The 15,051-nt window shown below is 66.1% G+C and carries 15 protein-coding genes; 9 read left to right on the top strand and 6 right to left on the bottom strand.

Going from position 1 to position 15,051, the window contains the following annotated elements; genetic code table 11:
• The first annotated feature begins 2 nt into the window (after positions 1-2).
• The 3 genes from SK854_RS43350 to SK854_RS43340 all read left to right on the top strand — a co-directional run bounded on the left by SK854_RS43350 (position 3) and on the right by SK854_RS43340 (position 4,383).
• On the top strand, positions 3-2,717 hold the full coding sequence (locus tag SK854_RS43350) for an AbfB domain-containing protein (RefSeq protein WP_319981004.1): 2,715 nt from the start codon (positions 3-5) through the stop codon (positions 2,715-2,717).
• A gap of 8 nt (positions 2,718-2,725) precedes the next feature.
• Positions 2,726-3,799 (top strand): S1 family peptidase, encoded by a 1,074-nt coding sequence (locus SK854_RS43345; protein ID WP_406601898.1) that lies wholly within the window; start codon positions 2,726-2,728, stop codon positions 3,797-3,799.
• 80 nt (positions 3,800-3,879) lie between these two features.
• On the top strand, positions 3,880-4,383 hold the full coding sequence (locus SK854_RS43340; RefSeq protein ID WP_319981003.1) for an SRPBCC domain-containing protein: 504 nt from the start codon (positions 3,880-3,882) through the stop codon (positions 4,381-4,383).
• A gap of 7 nt (positions 4,384-4,390) precedes the next feature.
• Here SK854_RS43340 and SK854_RS43335 read toward each other — a convergent pair whose 3' ends face one another.
• A complete protein-coding gene (locus SK854_RS43335) occupies positions 4,391-5,293 on the bottom strand; it encodes a TIGR03564 family F420-dependent LLM class oxidoreductase (RefSeq protein WP_319981002.1) in 903 nt (300 codons plus the stop codon).
• Positions 5,294-5,392: 99 nt separating this feature from the next.
• On the opposite strand from SK854_RS43335, the gene SK854_RS43330 reads away from it, so the two are divergent.
• Entirely contained in the window at positions 5,393-5,959 is a 567-nt protein-coding gene (locus SK854_RS43330; protein ID WP_319981001.1) for a TetR/AcrR family transcriptional regulator, read from the top strand.
• On the opposite strand, the gene SK854_RS43325 is transcribed toward SK854_RS43330, so the two are convergent.
• On the bottom strand, positions 5,956-6,987 hold the full coding sequence (locus SK854_RS43325; RefSeq protein WP_319981000.1) for an NAD(P)/FAD-dependent oxidoreductase: 1,032 nt from the start codon (positions 6,985-6,987) through the stop codon (positions 5,956-5,958). The genes SK854_RS43330 and SK854_RS43325 overlap by 4 nt on opposite strands.
• Positions 6,988-7,157: 170 nt before the next feature.
• Between SK854_RS43325 and SK854_RS43320 the strand changes: the two genes are divergently transcribed.
• Genes SK854_RS43320 through SK854_RS43310 form a run of 3 tightly spaced genes read left to right on the top strand, consistent with a single transcriptional unit; the run spans position 7,158 to position 8,761 of the window.
• Entirely contained in the window at positions 7,158-7,934 is a 777-nt protein-coding gene (locus tag SK854_RS43320; protein WP_319980999.1) for a heparin lyase I family protein, read from the top strand.
• Positions 7,935-7,976: 42 nt separating this feature from the next.
• The gene (locus SK854_RS43315; protein WP_319980998.1) at positions 7,977-8,342 is read left to right on the top strand and encodes a hypothetical protein; all 366 of its coding nucleotides are present in this window, start codon (positions 7,977-7,979) and stop codon (positions 8,340-8,342) included.
• Complete coding sequence (locus tag SK854_RS43310) at positions 8,339-8,761, top strand: hypothetical protein (protein ID WP_319980997.1); 423 nt, start codon at positions 8,339-8,341, stop codon at positions 8,759-8,761. The genes SK854_RS43315 and SK854_RS43310 overlap by 4 nt, the downstream gene beginning before the upstream one ends.
• A 58-nt stretch (positions 8,762-8,819) precedes the next feature.
• Here SK854_RS43310 and SK854_RS43305 read toward each other — a convergent pair whose 3' ends face one another.
• Positions 8,820-9,209, bottom strand: coding sequence for a RidA family protein (locus SK854_RS43305; RefSeq protein WP_319980996.1), 390 nt, complete (start codon positions 9,207-9,209; stop codon positions 8,820-8,822).
• Between the two features lie 100 nt (positions 9,210-9,309).
• On the opposite strand from SK854_RS43305, the gene SK854_RS43300 reads away from it, so the two are divergent.
• The gene (locus SK854_RS43300; RefSeq protein WP_319980995.1) at positions 9,310-9,672 is read left to right on the top strand and encodes a winged helix-turn-helix transcriptional regulator; all 363 of its coding nucleotides are present in this window, start codon (positions 9,310-9,312) and stop codon (positions 9,670-9,672) included.
• On the opposite strand, the gene SK854_RS43295 is transcribed toward SK854_RS43300, so the two are convergent.
• The gene (locus tag SK854_RS43295) at positions 9,669-13,169 is read right to left on the bottom strand and encodes an NACHT domain-containing protein (RefSeq protein WP_319980994.1); all 3,501 of its coding nucleotides are present in this window, start codon (positions 13,167-13,169) and stop codon (positions 9,669-9,671) included. The two genes, SK854_RS43300 and SK854_RS43295, sit on opposite strands and share 4 nt — an antisense overlap.
• A gap of 118 nt (positions 13,170-13,287) precedes the next feature.
• On the opposite strand from SK854_RS43295, the gene SK854_RS43290 reads away from it, so the two are divergent.
• Positions 13,288-14,226 carry an NmrA/HSCARG family protein gene (locus SK854_RS43290; RefSeq protein WP_319980993.1) on the top strand — a complete coding sequence of 313 codons (939 nt, stop codon included), beginning with the start codon at positions 13,288-13,290 and terminating at the stop codon, positions 14,224-14,226.
• On the opposite strand, the gene SK854_RS43285 is transcribed toward SK854_RS43290, so the two are convergent.
• Both SK854_RS43285 and SK854_RS43280 read right to left on the bottom strand, forming a co-directional pair.
• Positions 14,223-14,636: a MarR family winged helix-turn-helix transcriptional regulator gene (locus SK854_RS43285; RefSeq protein ID WP_319980992.1), complete on the bottom strand. Its 414-nt coding sequence runs from the start codon at positions 14,634-14,636 to the stop codon at positions 14,223-14,225. The genes SK854_RS43290 and SK854_RS43285 overlap by 4 nt on opposite strands.
• Before the next feature lie 74 nt (positions 14,637-14,710).
• Complete coding sequence (locus tag SK854_RS43280) at positions 14,711-15,046, bottom strand: VOC family protein (protein WP_319980991.1); 336 nt, start codon at positions 15,044-15,046, stop codon at positions 14,711-14,713.
• Positions 15,047-15,051 lie beyond the last annotated feature (5 nt).

Raw genomic sequence — 15,051 nt, 5'->3', positions numbered from 1 at the left:
CCATGACCAGACGCGTCCTGGGCGTATTGGTCTCGATCCTGATCACAGCAACCTTCCTGACACCTTCAGCGCACGCGGCGGAGTGGGTACCGAAAGTCCCTCCGCTCTCGACACCGTGGACCTCCCAGGTGTCGCCGACGAACGCCCTGCCCGAGTACCCGCGACCGCAGCTGGTGCGCACCGAGTGGCAGAACCTCAACGGTGTCTGGGAGTTCGCCGGAGCGCCGAACCTGAACAGTCCGCCCATCGGCCGCCCGCTGGCCGAAGGCGTCCTCGTGCCGTACCCGATCGAGTCCGCTCTGTCGGGCATCAAGCGGCACGAGGACAACATGTTCTACCGCCGCACCTTCACCGTTCCGTCCACTTGGAACGGTCGTAGCGTCAAGCTCAACTTCGGTGCCGTGACCTGGGAGACGCGGGTCTGGGTCAACGGCAGGCAGGTCGGCACGCACACCGGCGGCTTCGACGCGTTCTCGTTCGACATCACCTCGGCACTCACCACCGGTGCGAACGAGATCATCGTCGGTGTGAGCTCGACGGTCGACGGCAGCCGCTATCCGATCGGCAAGCAACGCAGGAACCCGAGCGGGATCTTCTACACCGCGGCGTCCGGCATCTGGCAGACGGTGTGGCTGGAACCGGTGCGGGCAGCGAACATCACGCGTCTCGACACCACTCCGAACGTCGGCGCGGGCGCGCTCGACCTGGTCGTGCAGGGCACCGCGGGCCAGTCGGTCACGGCAGAGGTGCTCAGCGGCGGGCAGGTGGTCGGCAGGCAGACCGGCACGACCGGTAGCTCGCTGCGGGTGCCGGTGCCGAACGCCAGGCTGTGGTCGCCGGACGACCCGTTCCTCTACGACCTGCGCGTGACGCTGGCCAGTGGGGACGTCGTGACGGGCTACTTCGGCATGCGCTCGCTCGGCAAGGCGATGGTCGGCGGTGTCATGCGGCCGTTGCTGAACGGGAAGTTCGTCTTCCAGAGCGGCACGCTGGACCAGGGCTACTGGCCGGACGGCATCTACACCGCGCCGACCGACGAGGCGTTGCGCTTCGACCTCGAACGCCAGAAGGCGCTGGGGTTCAACATGGTCCGCAAGCACATCAAGGTCGAACCGGCGCGCTGGTTCTACCACGCCGACCGGCTGGGCCTGATGGTCTGGCAGGACATGCCGTCCGTCGACTCGATCGACGAGGCACCGAACTCGCACGCCAACTACGAGTCCGAGCTGCGCCGGATGATCGACCAGCTCAAGGGCATCACGTCGATCGTGCAGTGGGTGCCGTTCAACGAGGGCTGGGGCGAGTACGACGCCGGCCGGATCGTGAACCTGGTGCGCTCGATCGACAACACCCGCCTGGTCAACCACAACTCGGGATCCAACTGCTGCGTCTCGGATCCCGACCCCGGCAACGGGGACGTGATCGACGACCACGCCTACCAGATCTCGGCCACCACCCGTCAGCCGGACGCCAACCGGGTCGCGATGCTGGGCGAGTTCGGTGGCCTGGGCCGCCGGGTCGTGGGCCACGAGTACCAGCCGGGTGCCGGATTCGCCTACGGGGCCCTGTATCCGGACGAGCAGTCGCTGACCAAGCGGTACGAGGAGATCATCAAGCAGGTGCAGCGGCTCATCCACACGCGCGGCCTGTCCGCGATGGTCTACACCGAGCCGTACGACGTGGAGAACGAGGTCAACGGCTTTTACACCTACGACCGGCGCGTGCTGAAGATGACCGAGTCGCGGGTGCGGGCGGTCAACCTCGGCGTTCTCGCAGTGGCTCGCGGCACGGCGGTCAGTCCGGACGACGTGGTCTCGTTGCGCGTCACCACCACCGGATACACCAACCGCTACCTGCGTCATCAGGACTCGCTGGCCCGCACCGACGTGATCAGCACGGACCTGGGCAAGCTGGACGCGACGTTCCACCCGCGGCCCGGACTCGCCGACGCCGCCTGCCTTTCGTTCGAGTCGCGGAACTTCCCCGGCCAGTTCCTCAGGCACAGCAACGGACGCATCCGCACGGACGTGAACAACGGCACGATCGCCGCCGACGCCACGTTCTGCGCTCGTGAAGGTTCGGGTGGCACCGCACTGGAGTCGTTCAACGTGCGCGGTTCGTTCGTGCGGCACTACAACGAGGGCGTCTACCTGGCGCGCTCCGGTGGCCCGAACCCCTGGGACACCGCGAACTCCTTCGGCGCTGACACGACGTGGGCGATCGGGACCGGGCTGTGGCGCAGTGGTGCGGAACTGCCGCTGGACCAGGCCCGTTCGTTCCGCGTCACCTCTCCCGGCTTCACGGACCGCTACCTGCGGCACCGGGAGTCGTTGGCGCGCACGGACGTCGTGACCAGTGCGAGCGACAGCCTGACCAAGGCGGACGCGACGTTCGTCATCCGGCGCGGACTCGCCGACCCCACCTGCTACTCGTTCGAGTCCCGCAACATCTCCGGGCAGTTCCTGCGGCACGCGGACTTCCGCGTCCGCCTCGGCACCAACGACAACACCGACCTGTTCCGCCGGGACGCGACGTTCTGCGCGCAACAGGGCACTGGCGGCGTCCGGCTCGAATCGGTCAACGAGCTCGGCACCAACATCCGGCACTACTCGGAGGAGGTCTGGGTCGCCTCGAACGGCGGCGCACACGTGTACGACAACCCTGCCTCGTACAACCAGGACGTGAGCTGGGCCGTGAGCTCACCTTGGACCCCGTAGGAGAGAACATGCTGCTACGCATGGTTTCCGTGTCCGCGATCGTGCTGAGCACGATCACCATCCCCGCTGTGACGGCGTCGGCGGACGTCGTCGACGCGATGAGCCGTGACCTCGGTATCACCCAAGCACAGGCTCTGACGAGGATTCGCGCCGAGAAGGTGGCGCTGAGGATCGCCCCGGCCGCCGAGCAGGCCGCCGCCGACGCGTTCGGCGGCAGCTGGTACGCCGACGGCAAGCTGAACGTGGCCGTGACGGACCCGGCTCGGGTCGAGGCGGTCAAGGCCGCGGGTGCGCAACCGGTGTTGCGCACGAAGACACTCGCGTCCCTGAACGCGGTGAAGACAGGCATCGACAGACTGTCGAAGGCCGGATCGGTGTCGAAGGACGTCGCCGGGTGGCGGGTCGACGTTCAGCGCGGCGCCGTGGTGGTCGACGCCCTGCCGGGAGCCGATGTTTCGGGCCTGCCCAAGGACGTCGTCGTCAACACCGAGGGCGTCCAACGGCCGCAGACGTTCGCGGCCGGCACCGTGGGCGGCGACCCGTTCTACACGGGCAACGTCCGCTGCTCGATCGGCTTCTCGGTGCACGGCGGCTACGTCACCGCCGGCCACTGCAACGTCGGTGCCTGGAACGTCTACGGCTGGGACCGTTCGTGGCAGGGCGAGTTCGTCGGCTCTTCGTTCCCCACCAACGACTACGGCTGGGTGCGCACCGGCGGCGGCTGGTGGAACGTGCCGGTCGTGCTCGGCTGGGGCCAGGTGAGCGACGCGCTGGTGCGCGGTTCGTGGGAGGCCCCGCCCGGCACCTCGGTGTGCCGTTCGGGCTCGACCACGCACTGGCACTGCGGCGTGGTCCAGGGCCGCAACGAGACCGTGAACTACCAGCAGGGCGCGGTCTACGAGATGGTCGGCACCAGCGTGTGCGCCGAGCCCGGCGACTCCGGCGGCTCGTTCATCACCGGTGACCAGGCGCAGGGCGTGACGTCCGGCGGCTACGGCAACTGCTCCGGCGGCGGCCGCACCTGGTTCCAGCCCGTCAACGAGATCCTCCGCACGTACGGGTTGACCCTCCTCACCGCCTGATCGGCCGATGTCCACCGGGACGCGAACGCGTATTTTCTTCACGTCTGCGTCCCGGTGGATCTCTTGGTCGAGGTGGTCACGTGCTGGCAGCCGGTCTGGTGTTCGCGATGCTGGCGAGCGGCTCTCCGCTCGATCCCAGAGAGCCCGGCGAGCACTCGGTGGTCTACCGCGCCGAGACCGTCGTCTCCGCCCCGCAGGAACGCATCTACGGCCTCATCATCGACTTCGCGGGCTACGCGCGCTGGAACCCGTGGGTCGTCAAAGCGGCGGGCGGCACCGCGCCGGGCGACGAGGTTCGCGTGGACGTGCTCCTCGGCTCGGTGAAGATGGCCGCGAAGCACACCGTGCTCAACGGCGTTCCGGGCCAACGCTTCTGCTGGAAGGACGCGGGCTGGAACGCGTGGTTCGTCTACGGCCAGCGTTGTCGCACGCTCACACCGCAGCCCGACGGCACCGTGCTCGTCACCAACGAACTGCTGGTCGACGGCGTGCTGTCCGGGGGAGCGGACCTGTTCATCGGCAAGGCCATGAAGGACGGCATGCAGGCCGAGAACGCCGCCCTGAAGCGGGCCGCCGAACTCTGACCACGCTCTAGCGGGTGAGCCCGGCAAGCAGGTCGATGGTGCGGTTCTGTTCGTCGGCGGTTCCGCAGGGCGCGGCCATGAACTCGGTGACGCCGGCATCGCGAAGCCTGTCGAGTGCCTGCGCCACTTGGGTTTCCGTGCCGACGATCGCGACGTCCTGTGGTCCGGCCACGCCTTCCCTGTCGAGCGTCGCGCGGTACTCGGGCACCTGCGCGGCGAGCGCGAACTGGTCGGCGATCCGGGCGCGGACGTCGTCGGGGGTGTTCGTGACGCACACGGGCAGTCCGGCGACGACTCGCGGTGTCTGTCCTCCTGCCGCCTTGGTGATGGTGGGAACGATGTGCTCTCCCAGTGTCTTCGGCCCCGTCATCCAGGTCACGGTCCCGTCGGCGAGTTCTCCCGCCAGCCGAACCATGCGCGGTCCCATCGCCGCCACGATCACCGACGGCGCCGGCACATCGCCCGGCACGGTCACCGCCCCCACCGCGGTGAGCGTCTCGCCGCGGTACTCGACACTGTCCCCTCGCAGCAACGGTCCGAGCACCGTCAGGTAGTCGCGCATGCGCTGCACGGGCCGGTCGGTGGGCAGTCCGAACATCCCCGACACCATCGCGGCGACACCTGTGCCGACGCCGAGCGTCAGGCGTCCCGTCACGGCGGCCTGCGCCGTCAGAGCCTGCCCAGCCAGCATCATCGGGTGCCGCTGGGGAACCGGAACCACGGCCGTGCCCACGGCGATGCCGGGGACGGCGGCACCGGCCACGGCGATGGCGGTCAACGCGTCCCAGCCCAGCGCCTGACTTGCCCACGCGGTGGCGAATCCGGCGTCGGCCGCCACCCGCACCTGGTCGACGACCGCGTCCAACGTCGCGGGACCGCGCACGTCGCCGACCGCTAATCCGATCTTCATTCTTCGTCTCCACCTGTCCAGGAACTTAAGTGGAGGGACCACCCCACTTGTGGTCCGGTACGATATGGGGGACCCACCCCACTTAGCAAGCAGGTGCCCATGGGAGAAACTCCCGGCTCGTCAGGCCGACGGGCCGACGCACAGCGCAACCGCGACCGCGTGGTGGCCGCGGCCGGTGTGGTGATCGCCGAGTCCGGGCCCGGAGCGTCCCTGGAGGAGATCGCCCGCCGCGCCGGAGTGGGATCGGCCACCCTGCATCGGCACTTCCCGCGCCGCGCGGAGCTGCTGGAAGCAGTGCTCCGCGATCGCGTGCAGGCCTTGTGCGATCAAGCGGAGGACCTGCTGACGGTGCCGAACGCGGGGGCGGCGCTGGTGACCTGGCTGCGTGCTGTGGTGACGCACGCGGCCACCGCGCGGGGGCTGGGGCCGGCGCTGACGGGGTACGAGTCCGATCCGGAGTTCTCGCCCCACACCATGATCCGGGAAGCCGCACAGCAGCTCCTGGCCCGCGCGCACGCGGAGGGTTCGGTCGGCCCGAGCGTCACCGTGGACGACGTCCTGCAACTCGCGAACGGGATCTCCCTGGCGGTCGAGTCTCTCCCCGACCCGGCGCAACGCGCGGACGTGCTGGTGGCTCTGGTCGCCGACGGTCTCCTGGTGTCCTAGTTGAACAAGATCCGCTTGGCCACGGCCTTTCCTGGCGGCGTGCGCAGCGCTGTGAACGCGAACTCGGCGAGGTGCGGACTCCTGACGAGCGACAGGCCACGCCGCAACAGCGACCTGGTGCGGTAGCGCCGCCGCATGGCCGCGCCGTCGTAGTGCTCCAGCACGTACCTGTTGCCGCTGCGCAGGTAGTCGAACGTGACCGAGGCCGCGAGCTCGGACATCCGCATGCACGGATCGAGCCCGCCGGCCGTCAGCGGCGAGACCGCGCCCGCCGCGTCACCGACCAGCAGGCCCTGCGGCGACACGATCCGGCGCAGCAGTCCGCCGACCGGAATCGGCCCGCCCCGGCGCTTCACCGGCCCGGCGGGTTCCGGCACCGGGAAGCTGTCGCGGAAGCGTTGCAGCAGCTGGGGGAGCGGTGCGGTGAACCGGTCGGCGCGCCCGGCCAGTCCGATGTGAGCGTGCTCGCCGTCGTCGATGACCCAGGCGATGTAGCCGGGTGCGATGCGCGGGTCGACCACGCAGTGGAACGTCGGCGTCGAGCCGGAAGCGACCGGGTAGACCTCCTCGATGCCGGTGATGAGCTGCCGGTTGACGTCGAGGCCGAGGTTCTTCGCGACCGTGGACCGGGCGCCGTCCGCGCCGATCGTGAAGCGGCCTTTCGTGGACTTCGTCGGATAGCTGGAGTTCAAACTGACCCGCGCGCCCGCACGTTCGGCGTCCTTGACCGCGGTGGCGTAGATGCCCTCCATGTCACCGACCCGGAACTCGTCGCGAGCGCTCACGAACTCCACCGGTTCCTTCAGCGACGGCGGGTAGAGCAGCACTCGCCGGACCGCCGGCCCCAGGTGGGGAAGCTCGTAGTCGTCGAGGGTGCGCCGGACGAAGATCCCGGTCGTGCGGATGCCGGTCTCCAGGCTTGTCCTGCGTTCACAAACGGCCACGTCGAGGCCTGCCTCCGCGAGCAGGCGCGCGGTGTTGAGTCCGGCCAGCCCGGCGCCGACGACGAGCACGTCCACGGTGTCCATGCCTCCGACGCTAGGTCCGATCACCGGACCGGTTCCCGTTTCCCGGCAACACCTTCACCGGATCTGCACCGTTTCTCCACGAATGTGAGCCCTTGACACGTCGGAGGTCTGTCCCAGATCGTGTGGGTACCGCTGCCTCGGACCGCCGCCCTGGTTCGAGGAGGAACCGCATGCAGTTGTTCAACCGCCGCACCGCGCTGCGAGGAGCTCTCGCCGTCGCGGCCACGCCACTGGCCGCGGGTGTGGCCTCCGCTGACGTGGGTGCGATGGCGTTCGTGCAGAAGTGGGCCCCGAACCCCGGCTCGGTCGGCCTGAAGGCGTTCGTCGGCATCGAGGACGACCGCTCGAACTCGCATCCCTCGGCCACGCACATCTTCGCCGAGAGCGACCAGTACCGGTTCGTGATGCACAAGTCCGATCGGGACGGTGCCGACCGGCAGCGCAACGAGGTGCGCGCGATCCAGACCGGCAGCACCCGCCACGACATGAAGAAGGGTGAGACCTGGCGCTACAACTACCAGATGTACATCCCGGCGTCGTTGAAGGGCACCACCAGCTTCTCGCACATCTTCCAGGTCAAGCACACCGGCGTGGACTCGCCCGTGGTCACCATGTCGTTGTTCCGCTCCGGTTCCACCGAGACCGTCGAGATGCGACTGTTCGGCGCGGGCCAGGCGAAACTCGGCAGCACGCCGCTGGCGCCGTTGCGCAACAAGTGGATCGACGTCGAGATCGAGATCAAGGTCGCCGACTCCGGCAGCCTGCGCTACTCGCTGAAGGACGGCGGCACGACCGTCGTCAACGCGTCGCGATCCGGCTTCGACACGTGGCTGGGCGGTGACCAGGCACATCCGAAGTGGGGCATCTACCGGAGCATCAACGACTCCGCGCAACTGCAGGACACCTACCTGTTGCTCCGCAACATGAAGGCGTACCGAAACGAATAGTGGGTGTTCCCAGGGAGCCGTCGAGAGGTGAGAATTACTCGCGTGGGGGATCTTCACGGACGAACTGCCGAGAGCAGGGCCGGTGTCGCCGCGTTTCTGGCGGGCGTGTGGCTCATCGCCGCACCACCGGTCCTGCACTTCGGCGCGTCACTGCACGCTTTCCGGCCCTACTGGTGGTCGATGGGCCTGGCCGTCGTGGTGATGCTGCTCGGCATGGTGCGGGCGATGGCACCGCTGGACGTGCCGCTGGCGCAACCGATCACGATCGGCCTGGCGGTGGGCCTGATCGTCGTCGCACTGTTCCGAACGGACGGTGGCGCGGCAGCCGTTTGGCTCAACCAACTGGTTGTCGGCGCTCTCATCGCGTTGTCGGCCGCGCTCGCGTTGCTGATCAGCATGCGCCGATGAGGTGGTCGGACCACTGCCTGATCTGCTCGGGTCAGCAGGAACTCGTGGTCAACGTCCGCGAGCGCGGGCCCCATGAGCAGATGCATGACTACACGCGCGTGCTTTTCTGTTGTGCGTGCTCGGTCGGTGAGCTGCGATCGTTCAGCTACGACGGTTTCGTGGTGTTCGGCGAGGAGGACGAGGTCATGGTCTGGTCCTCGATCCTCTCCGCTGCCGACGTCGACACGCTGCGCTCGGCCTTCACCTGCTCGACCCCGCTGGCGGGCAACTGCGAATGTGCTGAGCATGTCCGCGCCTACGACACGAGCCTGCGCGTGAACAAGACGCGGCTGCCGGAGCACGGGCCCGACCGGCACAGTCCGGCCGGGCGCACCACTGCTGTTGTGGAGTTGGTGGACGGACTGGCGGAGTTCCGCTGAGTCAACAGCGCTGCCCGCGAGACGTAGTCCCTTGGCTTTCCGGTTAGCCGCCGACAAATCAGTCGATCACGGCGGTGGCCTCGATCTCGACGAGGTGCTCCGGCACGTCCAGTGACGCCACCCCGATCAACGTGGCCGGCGGCTTCGCGGTCTCGCCGACCCTCGCCCTGGCGTTCTCGATGCCCTTGAGGAGCTCCGGCATCAGGTCCTGCGTCCACCCGACGACGTACACCCGAACCCTGACCAGGTCCTTGAACGACGCCCCAGCGGCCTTGAGCGCGGTGTGCACGTTCGCATAGGCCTGCTCGGTCTGCAGTGCGAGGTCAGGCTCGGTGTCCCAGGCGACCTGCCCGGCCAGGTAGATCGTCTTCGCGCCGCTCGCGACGGCCACGTGGTGGTAGACGTCCAACTGCGGCAGCTCGTCGGAGTTGATGAGCGTGACGGCCATTGCGTTCTCCCTGATCGCTCTCTTGTGGTTACTCGGTAACCGTAGGAGAGTGAGCACTGACCTGGAAGAACGCACTTTTTCGAGAGTGGGGAACCAAAAGGTGAGCAAGCAGCTCGGCGGCGACCTGGCCCGCGCGGATTCGCTGGCCCGCGAGATCTTCTCCGACATCGCCAACAAGTGGGCGCTGCTGATCGTCGAGACCATCGGCGACTCGACGAAGCGCTTCACCGAGCTCAAGACCGAGGTGGACGGCATCAGCCACAAGATGCTGACCCAGAACCTGCGGCTGTTGGAGCGCAACGGGCTCGTGTCGCGCGTCGTGCATCCGACTGTGCCGCCGCGTGTCGACTACACGCTGACGGAGCCTGGTCAGGCGTTGCGGGCGACGGTGGACGCGATGTGTGCCTGGACGACGCGGTATCTGGGCGAGATCGAGGACGCTCGCCGGCGGTTCGACTCCTAATCTCCCTCTTGGCTTTTGTGACTGGTGGCGGCTTGGGCAAACTGACGCAGAATCGCCATTCTCTCCTGGTCTTCTGCAGTGATTTTCGCAGTTCTGCCGCTTAGGTACTCGGATGCCAATCTCGCAGTTTCGCTTGTCGTAACGGAAGACCTGGACCGTTCGATCAGATCGAGGATGATCTGAGGCTTGACGTGGTCGGCGGCCGCAGCTGCGATCTCGCAGAGCGTGCTGATCAACTTCCCGTCGATCACGGGTTCTGTCGCACGTCGCCGGGCCAGATATTTGAAGGCTTCAACTGGGAGGTAGCCTTCAGAGATCTCGTTGACGTATGGAGCGGCGGCTTCCGCTACTTGTGTTACGAACTCTCTGAATGCGTAGTCCACCCGAACGTCGGCTGTGTTGACGGTGGTCCACGCAAGCACCAGTGAGGACATGGCTTCAGAAGGCCCGCTGCCGAACAGGCGGGGAAGCAGCTCGGTGGGGAACACGCCTCTTCCGATCAGGTCGGGGTGGGCGCAGATCGTGGAGATCAGTTCGTAGACGGACACCATGTGCTCGTTCAACTCTTCAGGACTACGTGGAATCAGGTGGCGCAATGCGCGTTCTACGAGATGGCGCGGCGTTCTCGATGCTTCTCTCGACAGGGCAGCGGCCATGACCGATTTTGCTTGGGGATTCATCCGAACGCCCGCGTCCAGGTGGTCGATGATTGTGGTGAACAGTTTGAAATCGAAGGGGATGGCCTTCGCGGTGCTGCCGGCTCCGGAGATCCGGGTGAGCCAGGAGGCCAGTGAACCTAGTAATACCTGTTCTTTGTTTTCTGAGCTGACGACACCGTAGACGAACTTCTCGCCGGTGCGCACCATTCCTTCGAGTTTCCCGTCGCCCAACAGCCTTGCCGCCTGTACCGCGCTGATCATGTGGTCATATTCGAGAGGTGTGATGTGCCAAGTCTCGGTCTGCACGAGCGTGATTGACTGAAGAATCTTTTCCCAGCCCTCCGAGTCCAATCCGGACTGCCAGAGGTGAACTGTGGCGCGCCAACTGGACAAGGGATGGTCCAAGTCCTGTCCGAACAGGTTGTCGATCGCGATCGGAGTCGCTTCGTCCAGCAGTACGCGCAGACATACGAGGTTGGCGGAGTAGTTGGCGATGCGGGAGACGATGGAAGTGGAATCGGGTCTATAAGTCGGGTAGGGGTCGCTCGACGCGCGGTCGTGAAATGATCGAATGAGTTCGTCGAGCACGTCCAGCAAGGTCTTCTTGTTCTCTGTGGAGAGAGCGTCGAACAAGCCCTTGGCGAACTGGATGATCGGATCGCGTTTGACGAATGCCTGGTGAGAGGTCAGTCCGTACAGCAATGAGTCATCGGGCGGCGTCTTCCGCTGGTACGGATTGGCGGTGGGAAGTGCTCGGGCCGCCACCATCTGAACGAGCAGCTTCATCGTCACGTCGGCGATCAGGTATTCGCCGAAGGTTGCGTGCAGGAACTCGTAGGTCCGCCGATTCAGCCGGTTGTCTTCGTCTTTGAGTGTTGGCGAATGAATGAAGAAGAAGTTCTCCACTGTTCGGTCGGCCTCGTCGACGGGGGCGTCAAGGGTGTTGCGCTGGGCCGCTTCGCTCGGTGCGAAGACCTCCAGATCCTGGTTGAGCTCTGCTGCAGTCACATACTGGTGTCCACGGTTGAACATTGCGAACGCAGCGATGCCGAGCCTCCACCAGCTTTCTTCCGCGCGCTTGTTGATAATCTCGCGCGGTAACGGCACGGCGTTCTTTTCGCTGACTTGTCGCAGTACGAACGAGTCGATGAGCCGCCGATACAATTCGGCGTTGGAGAGGTTTTGGCTGTCGAGCGATGGAGTGCTCGGGTCGGCCTCGTAGATGATGAGCATCATCAGCAGTAGTGGCTGTCGGGCAAGCTCCACCTGCTGCCCAAGGTTTTCCCGCTTCGTCGGGCGGAAGCCGGAGGTCTGGATATTCGTGGTGTTCCACGCGTCAAGCCAGCGATCGATGCGATCGTCGTCGAACTCCTCGAGCATCACCATCGGAGTTCCGGCCGCAATTGCGGCTCGGTTGGCGACGAGTACCCGGGAGGTCACTACTACCGCCACTGGCCGACCGCGGTCCGCTTGCAGCTCCTGGAACTCCTGCACCAGCTGGAGGTACGTCGACTGGTGGGCTCCGCTGGCCTGGATCAACTCGTCGAAGCCATCCAGCAGGACCACTGGAGTGATGTCGTCGTCGCACTCGTCGGCGAGCTCGCCCCAGTCGACGCGTTTGCTCAGGACCTCTCGCAAAGCTGCTTCGATCTGCGCCTGAATGCGGTCCTGAGCCCTCACCTTGCGGAGTTGTACGGTGACCACGGCGAACCGGTTTGAGGGAAGTCGCGCGGCCAGCACATCCATCAACAGCGACTTGCCCGCGCCGGGGTTGCCAAGCACCAGCAACGGTCGTTCGGTGCTGTCCGGGCCGGCCAGATGTGCGGCTAGGAACGTGTCGAGATCTTCGCGGACGTTGGTGCTGGTCCGCCACCAGGGCTCGGAAGCCGGCTCGACGAGCTCGTCGTAGACGGCAAGCCGAAAGGCGGGCGCGACGAATCCGTTCTCCACCGTCGGGAACACGGCGTTGATCGATGAGGTGTCGCTGACCGACCTGAGCAGTGGTTTGGTGAGGATCTTCTCGGCCACGGTCCGGAGCTGAGCGTGGTGCGGTCGTGTGGCTCTGGTCGGCTCGGTGGGCAGCTTGGCGAGCAATGTGGAGAAGAGCTCCAAGGACTCCGTTCTGATCTTCGTGAGTTCCTGCTCAACTGTCGCGCGGGTCGCGGCGTGCTCGTTGAGCATCTCCCAGATGTAGAACTCCGGTACCGCGACAGACAGTCCGAGGTAGTGATTGACGTACTTGGACTGGGCGCCAGCGTTCACCGCCGCGGTGAAGGACGCGGCTCTCAGACGTGCCGGGGCGCCGGCGAGGCCCGCGACGAACCGGCAGGCTTCGCTGATCGCCCTGAGAAAGAATGCGTTGAGCTCTCCATCGAGGTTCTCGTGGAAGCCGCGAACCGCGCTCGGCGTTGGCACGGGAAGTGAGGTCAGAGCAGGAAGGGCTGAACTCTCCTTCTTCTTGGCGGGAGGGTCTGCGTCGAAGATGCGGAACTTCTCGCGGTCCGTGACCTTGAACCGGTCGTAGTCTGCGTCGATCTCGTCGCGAAGGGCCTCGAACACCGAGGTGACGACGATGATCGTGTGCGCGGCCTCGATCAGTTCCTGCCGCCGGGTTCCTTTCAGGCCGGTGAGCTTGGTGGTGATGCCGTCGAGGATCTTGCTTAGCGAGGTCGTGACCTGGTTCTTCGCGCCGATCAATCTCAGTAGATCAGGCTCGAATGCGCCACCGACCAGGATGCTCACGCCGAGGAACGTGTCGGTCTTGTCCAGCCAGGGGTGGTCGTACTTGCCCAGGACGCGCAGAGCGCCTTCGTACGAGAACAGGGCCGGGCGCGACATCCACATACCTCCGCAGGGCGACTGGAAGCCCTATCGCGCGGCGTGTGGCACGGGTTACACCCAAACGAACTGGTCAGCAATCTTGATAGTCACCTATCAGTGACTATATGGTGAAGGCATGAGCGAGAAGAAGATCATTGCTGTCGTGGGGGCTACCGGCGAGCAGGGTGGTGCGGTGGCGAGGGCGTTGCTGGCCGACGGGGAGTTCGCGGTGCGTGCGCTGGCTCGCAACCCTGAGTCGGTGGCGGCCAAGAAGCTTGCCGAGTTGGGGGCCGAGGTCGTCGCTGCGGACCTGTACGACGTGGAGAGCCTGCGGAAGGGGTTCGGAGGGGCGTACGGCGCGTACCTGGTGACGCCGTTCTTCACGCACATGTCGGCAGCCAAGGAATTCGAAGAGGTGCAGAACCTCGTGGCCGCGGTCGAGGGTCTCGAACACGTCGTGTGGTCGACGTTGGAGGACACGCGTGAGGTGATCTCGCTCGACGACGACCGGATGCCGACGTTGGACGAGAAGTACAAGGTGCCGCACTTCGACGTGAAGGGTGGCGAGGCGGACGCGTTGTTCGAGAAGGCCGGGTTGCCGACCACGTACGTGCGGATGTCGTTCTACTGGAACAACCTGCTGGGTGGCATGGGGCCGCATCGTGCGGAGGACGGTTCGCTCAAGTTGTCGTTGCCGATGGGGGAGAGCCGGATCTCCGGGATCGCCGCCGAGGACATCGGAAAGGCGATTGTGAGCGTGCTCAAGCATCCGGAGACGACCATCGGGCAGACGATCGGGCTTGGCGTCGAGCATCTCACCGGTCAGGAGGTCGCGGCGGCGTTCAGTGAGGTGCTGGGCGAAGCGGTGACGTATGAGCCGTTGTCCCACAACGACTTCCGGGCGCTCGGCTTCCGGGAGGCGGTGGAGATCGGGAACATGTTCCAGTACTACACCGAGTTCGACACGCACATCCTGCCGCGGCGCGACATCGGGCAGACGCGTGCGCTCGTGCCGGGGTGGTTGACGCTCAAGGAGTTCCTGAGCCTGCACCGCGAGGACATCGTGATCGGCTAGTGGGCGCGCGCGATCTCGGTGAAGACGGCCTTGAACTCGGCGAACCGGTCGGGACCGACCAACTGGGCGAGCCTGTTCTCGATGTCCGCGATGATCCTTCGCGCCTGGACCATCTGGTCGCGGCCCAGGTCGGTGGGCACGACCAGTTTGGCCCGGCGGTCCGCGGGATCGGGCTGGCGGGTGACGTAGCCGAGGCGTTCCAGCTCGTCGATCAGCGTGCCGATGACCTGCTTGTGCTGGCCGGAACGCTCGGACAGCTCGCTCGCGCGTGTGCCGGTGCCGGCGATGTAGGCCAATACGGCGCCGTGGCGGGGGCGCAGGTGCTCGTGGCCCGCCTCGGCCAGTCGGGTGAAGAGTTCCTTCTGGAAGCCCGAGAGCAGGTGTGCGGACAGGACGCCGACGTCTGGCATGAGGACGATGTTAACCCGGCGGCGGCCGAGTCCGAAGAGGACGGACGAACTCGGCACGCCTCGCTGGGCAGGAGTCAGGCCTGCGGCTCGTACAGGCTGAACGGGGTGCCCTGGTCGTCCGAGCAGTGGGCGATGCGGCCGACGTCCGGCACGGTCTGCACGTCGTCGCTCTTGCCGCCTAGGTCGGCGACCTTGCGCACGGACGCGTCGATGTCCGTGGTGTGGAAGTAGATCCGCGGCTGGGTGAGCTGGGCGTCCTTGACCGCGATCGCGCCGGACGCGCCGTTCGTGATGAAGTGGTAGTCCTCGCCCATCTGGCTGGTTTCCCAGCCGAACACGCCCGCGTAGAACGCCCTTGCCCGCGCGGTGTCCTCGGCGGGCAGTTCGAACCAGTTGACCTGTCCGGACATGTCGA

The sequence above is a fragment of the Lentzea sokolovensis genome, from assembly GCF_033949975.1.
GTDB lineage: Bacteria > Actinomycetota > Actinomycetes > Mycobacteriales > Pseudonocardiaceae > Lentzea > Lentzea sokolovensis.
Note: the sequence above shows the minus strand (reverse complement) of the source record. Positions and strands in the feature narration are given on the sequence as shown.

Coding starts and splice junctions, on each gene's coding strand:
- SK854_RS43350 (WP_319981004.1), top strand. CDS start 3: ATGACCAGACGCGTCCTGGGCGTATTGGTCTCGATCCTGATCACAGCA.
- SK854_RS43345 (WP_406601898.1), top strand. CDS start 2,726: ATGCTGCTACGCATGGTTTCCGTGTCCGCGATCGTGCTGAGCACGATC.
- SK854_RS43335 (WP_319981002.1), bottom strand. CDS start 5,293: ATGAAGATCGGATTAGCGGTCGGCGACGTGCGCGGTCCCGCGACGTTG.
- SK854_RS43330 (WP_319981001.1), top strand. CDS start 5,393: ATGGGAGAAACTCCCGGCTCGTCAGGCCGACGGGCCGACGCACAGCGC.
- SK854_RS43325 (WP_319981000.1), bottom strand. CDS start 6,987: ATGGACACCGTGGACGTGCTCGTCGTCGGCGCCGGGCTGGCCGGACTC.
- SK854_RS43320 (WP_319980999.1), top strand. CDS start 7,158: ATGCAGTTGTTCAACCGCCGCACCGCGCTGCGAGGAGCTCTCGCCGTC.
- SK854_RS43310 (WP_319980997.1), top strand. CDS start 8,339: ATGAGGTGGTCGGACCACTGCCTGATCTGCTCGGGTCAGCAGGAACTC.
- SK854_RS43305 (WP_319980996.1), bottom strand. CDS start 9,209: ATGGCCGTCACGCTCATCAACTCCGACGAGCTGCCGCAGTTGGACGTC.
- SK854_RS43295 (WP_319980994.1), bottom strand. CDS start 13,169: ATGTCGCGCCCGGCCCTGTTCTCGTACGAAGGCGCTCTGCGCGTCCTG.
- SK854_RS43290 (WP_319980993.1), top strand. CDS start 13,288: ATGAGCGAGAAGAAGATCATTGCTGTCGTGGGGGCTACCGGCGAGCAG.
- SK854_RS43285 (WP_319980992.1), bottom strand. CDS start 14,636: ATGCCAGACGTCGGCGTCCTGTCCGCACACCTGCTCTCGGGCTTCCAG.
- SK854_RS43280 (WP_319980991.1), bottom strand. CDS start 15,046: ATGTCCGGACAGGTCAACTGGTTCGAACTGCCCGCCGAGGACACCGCG.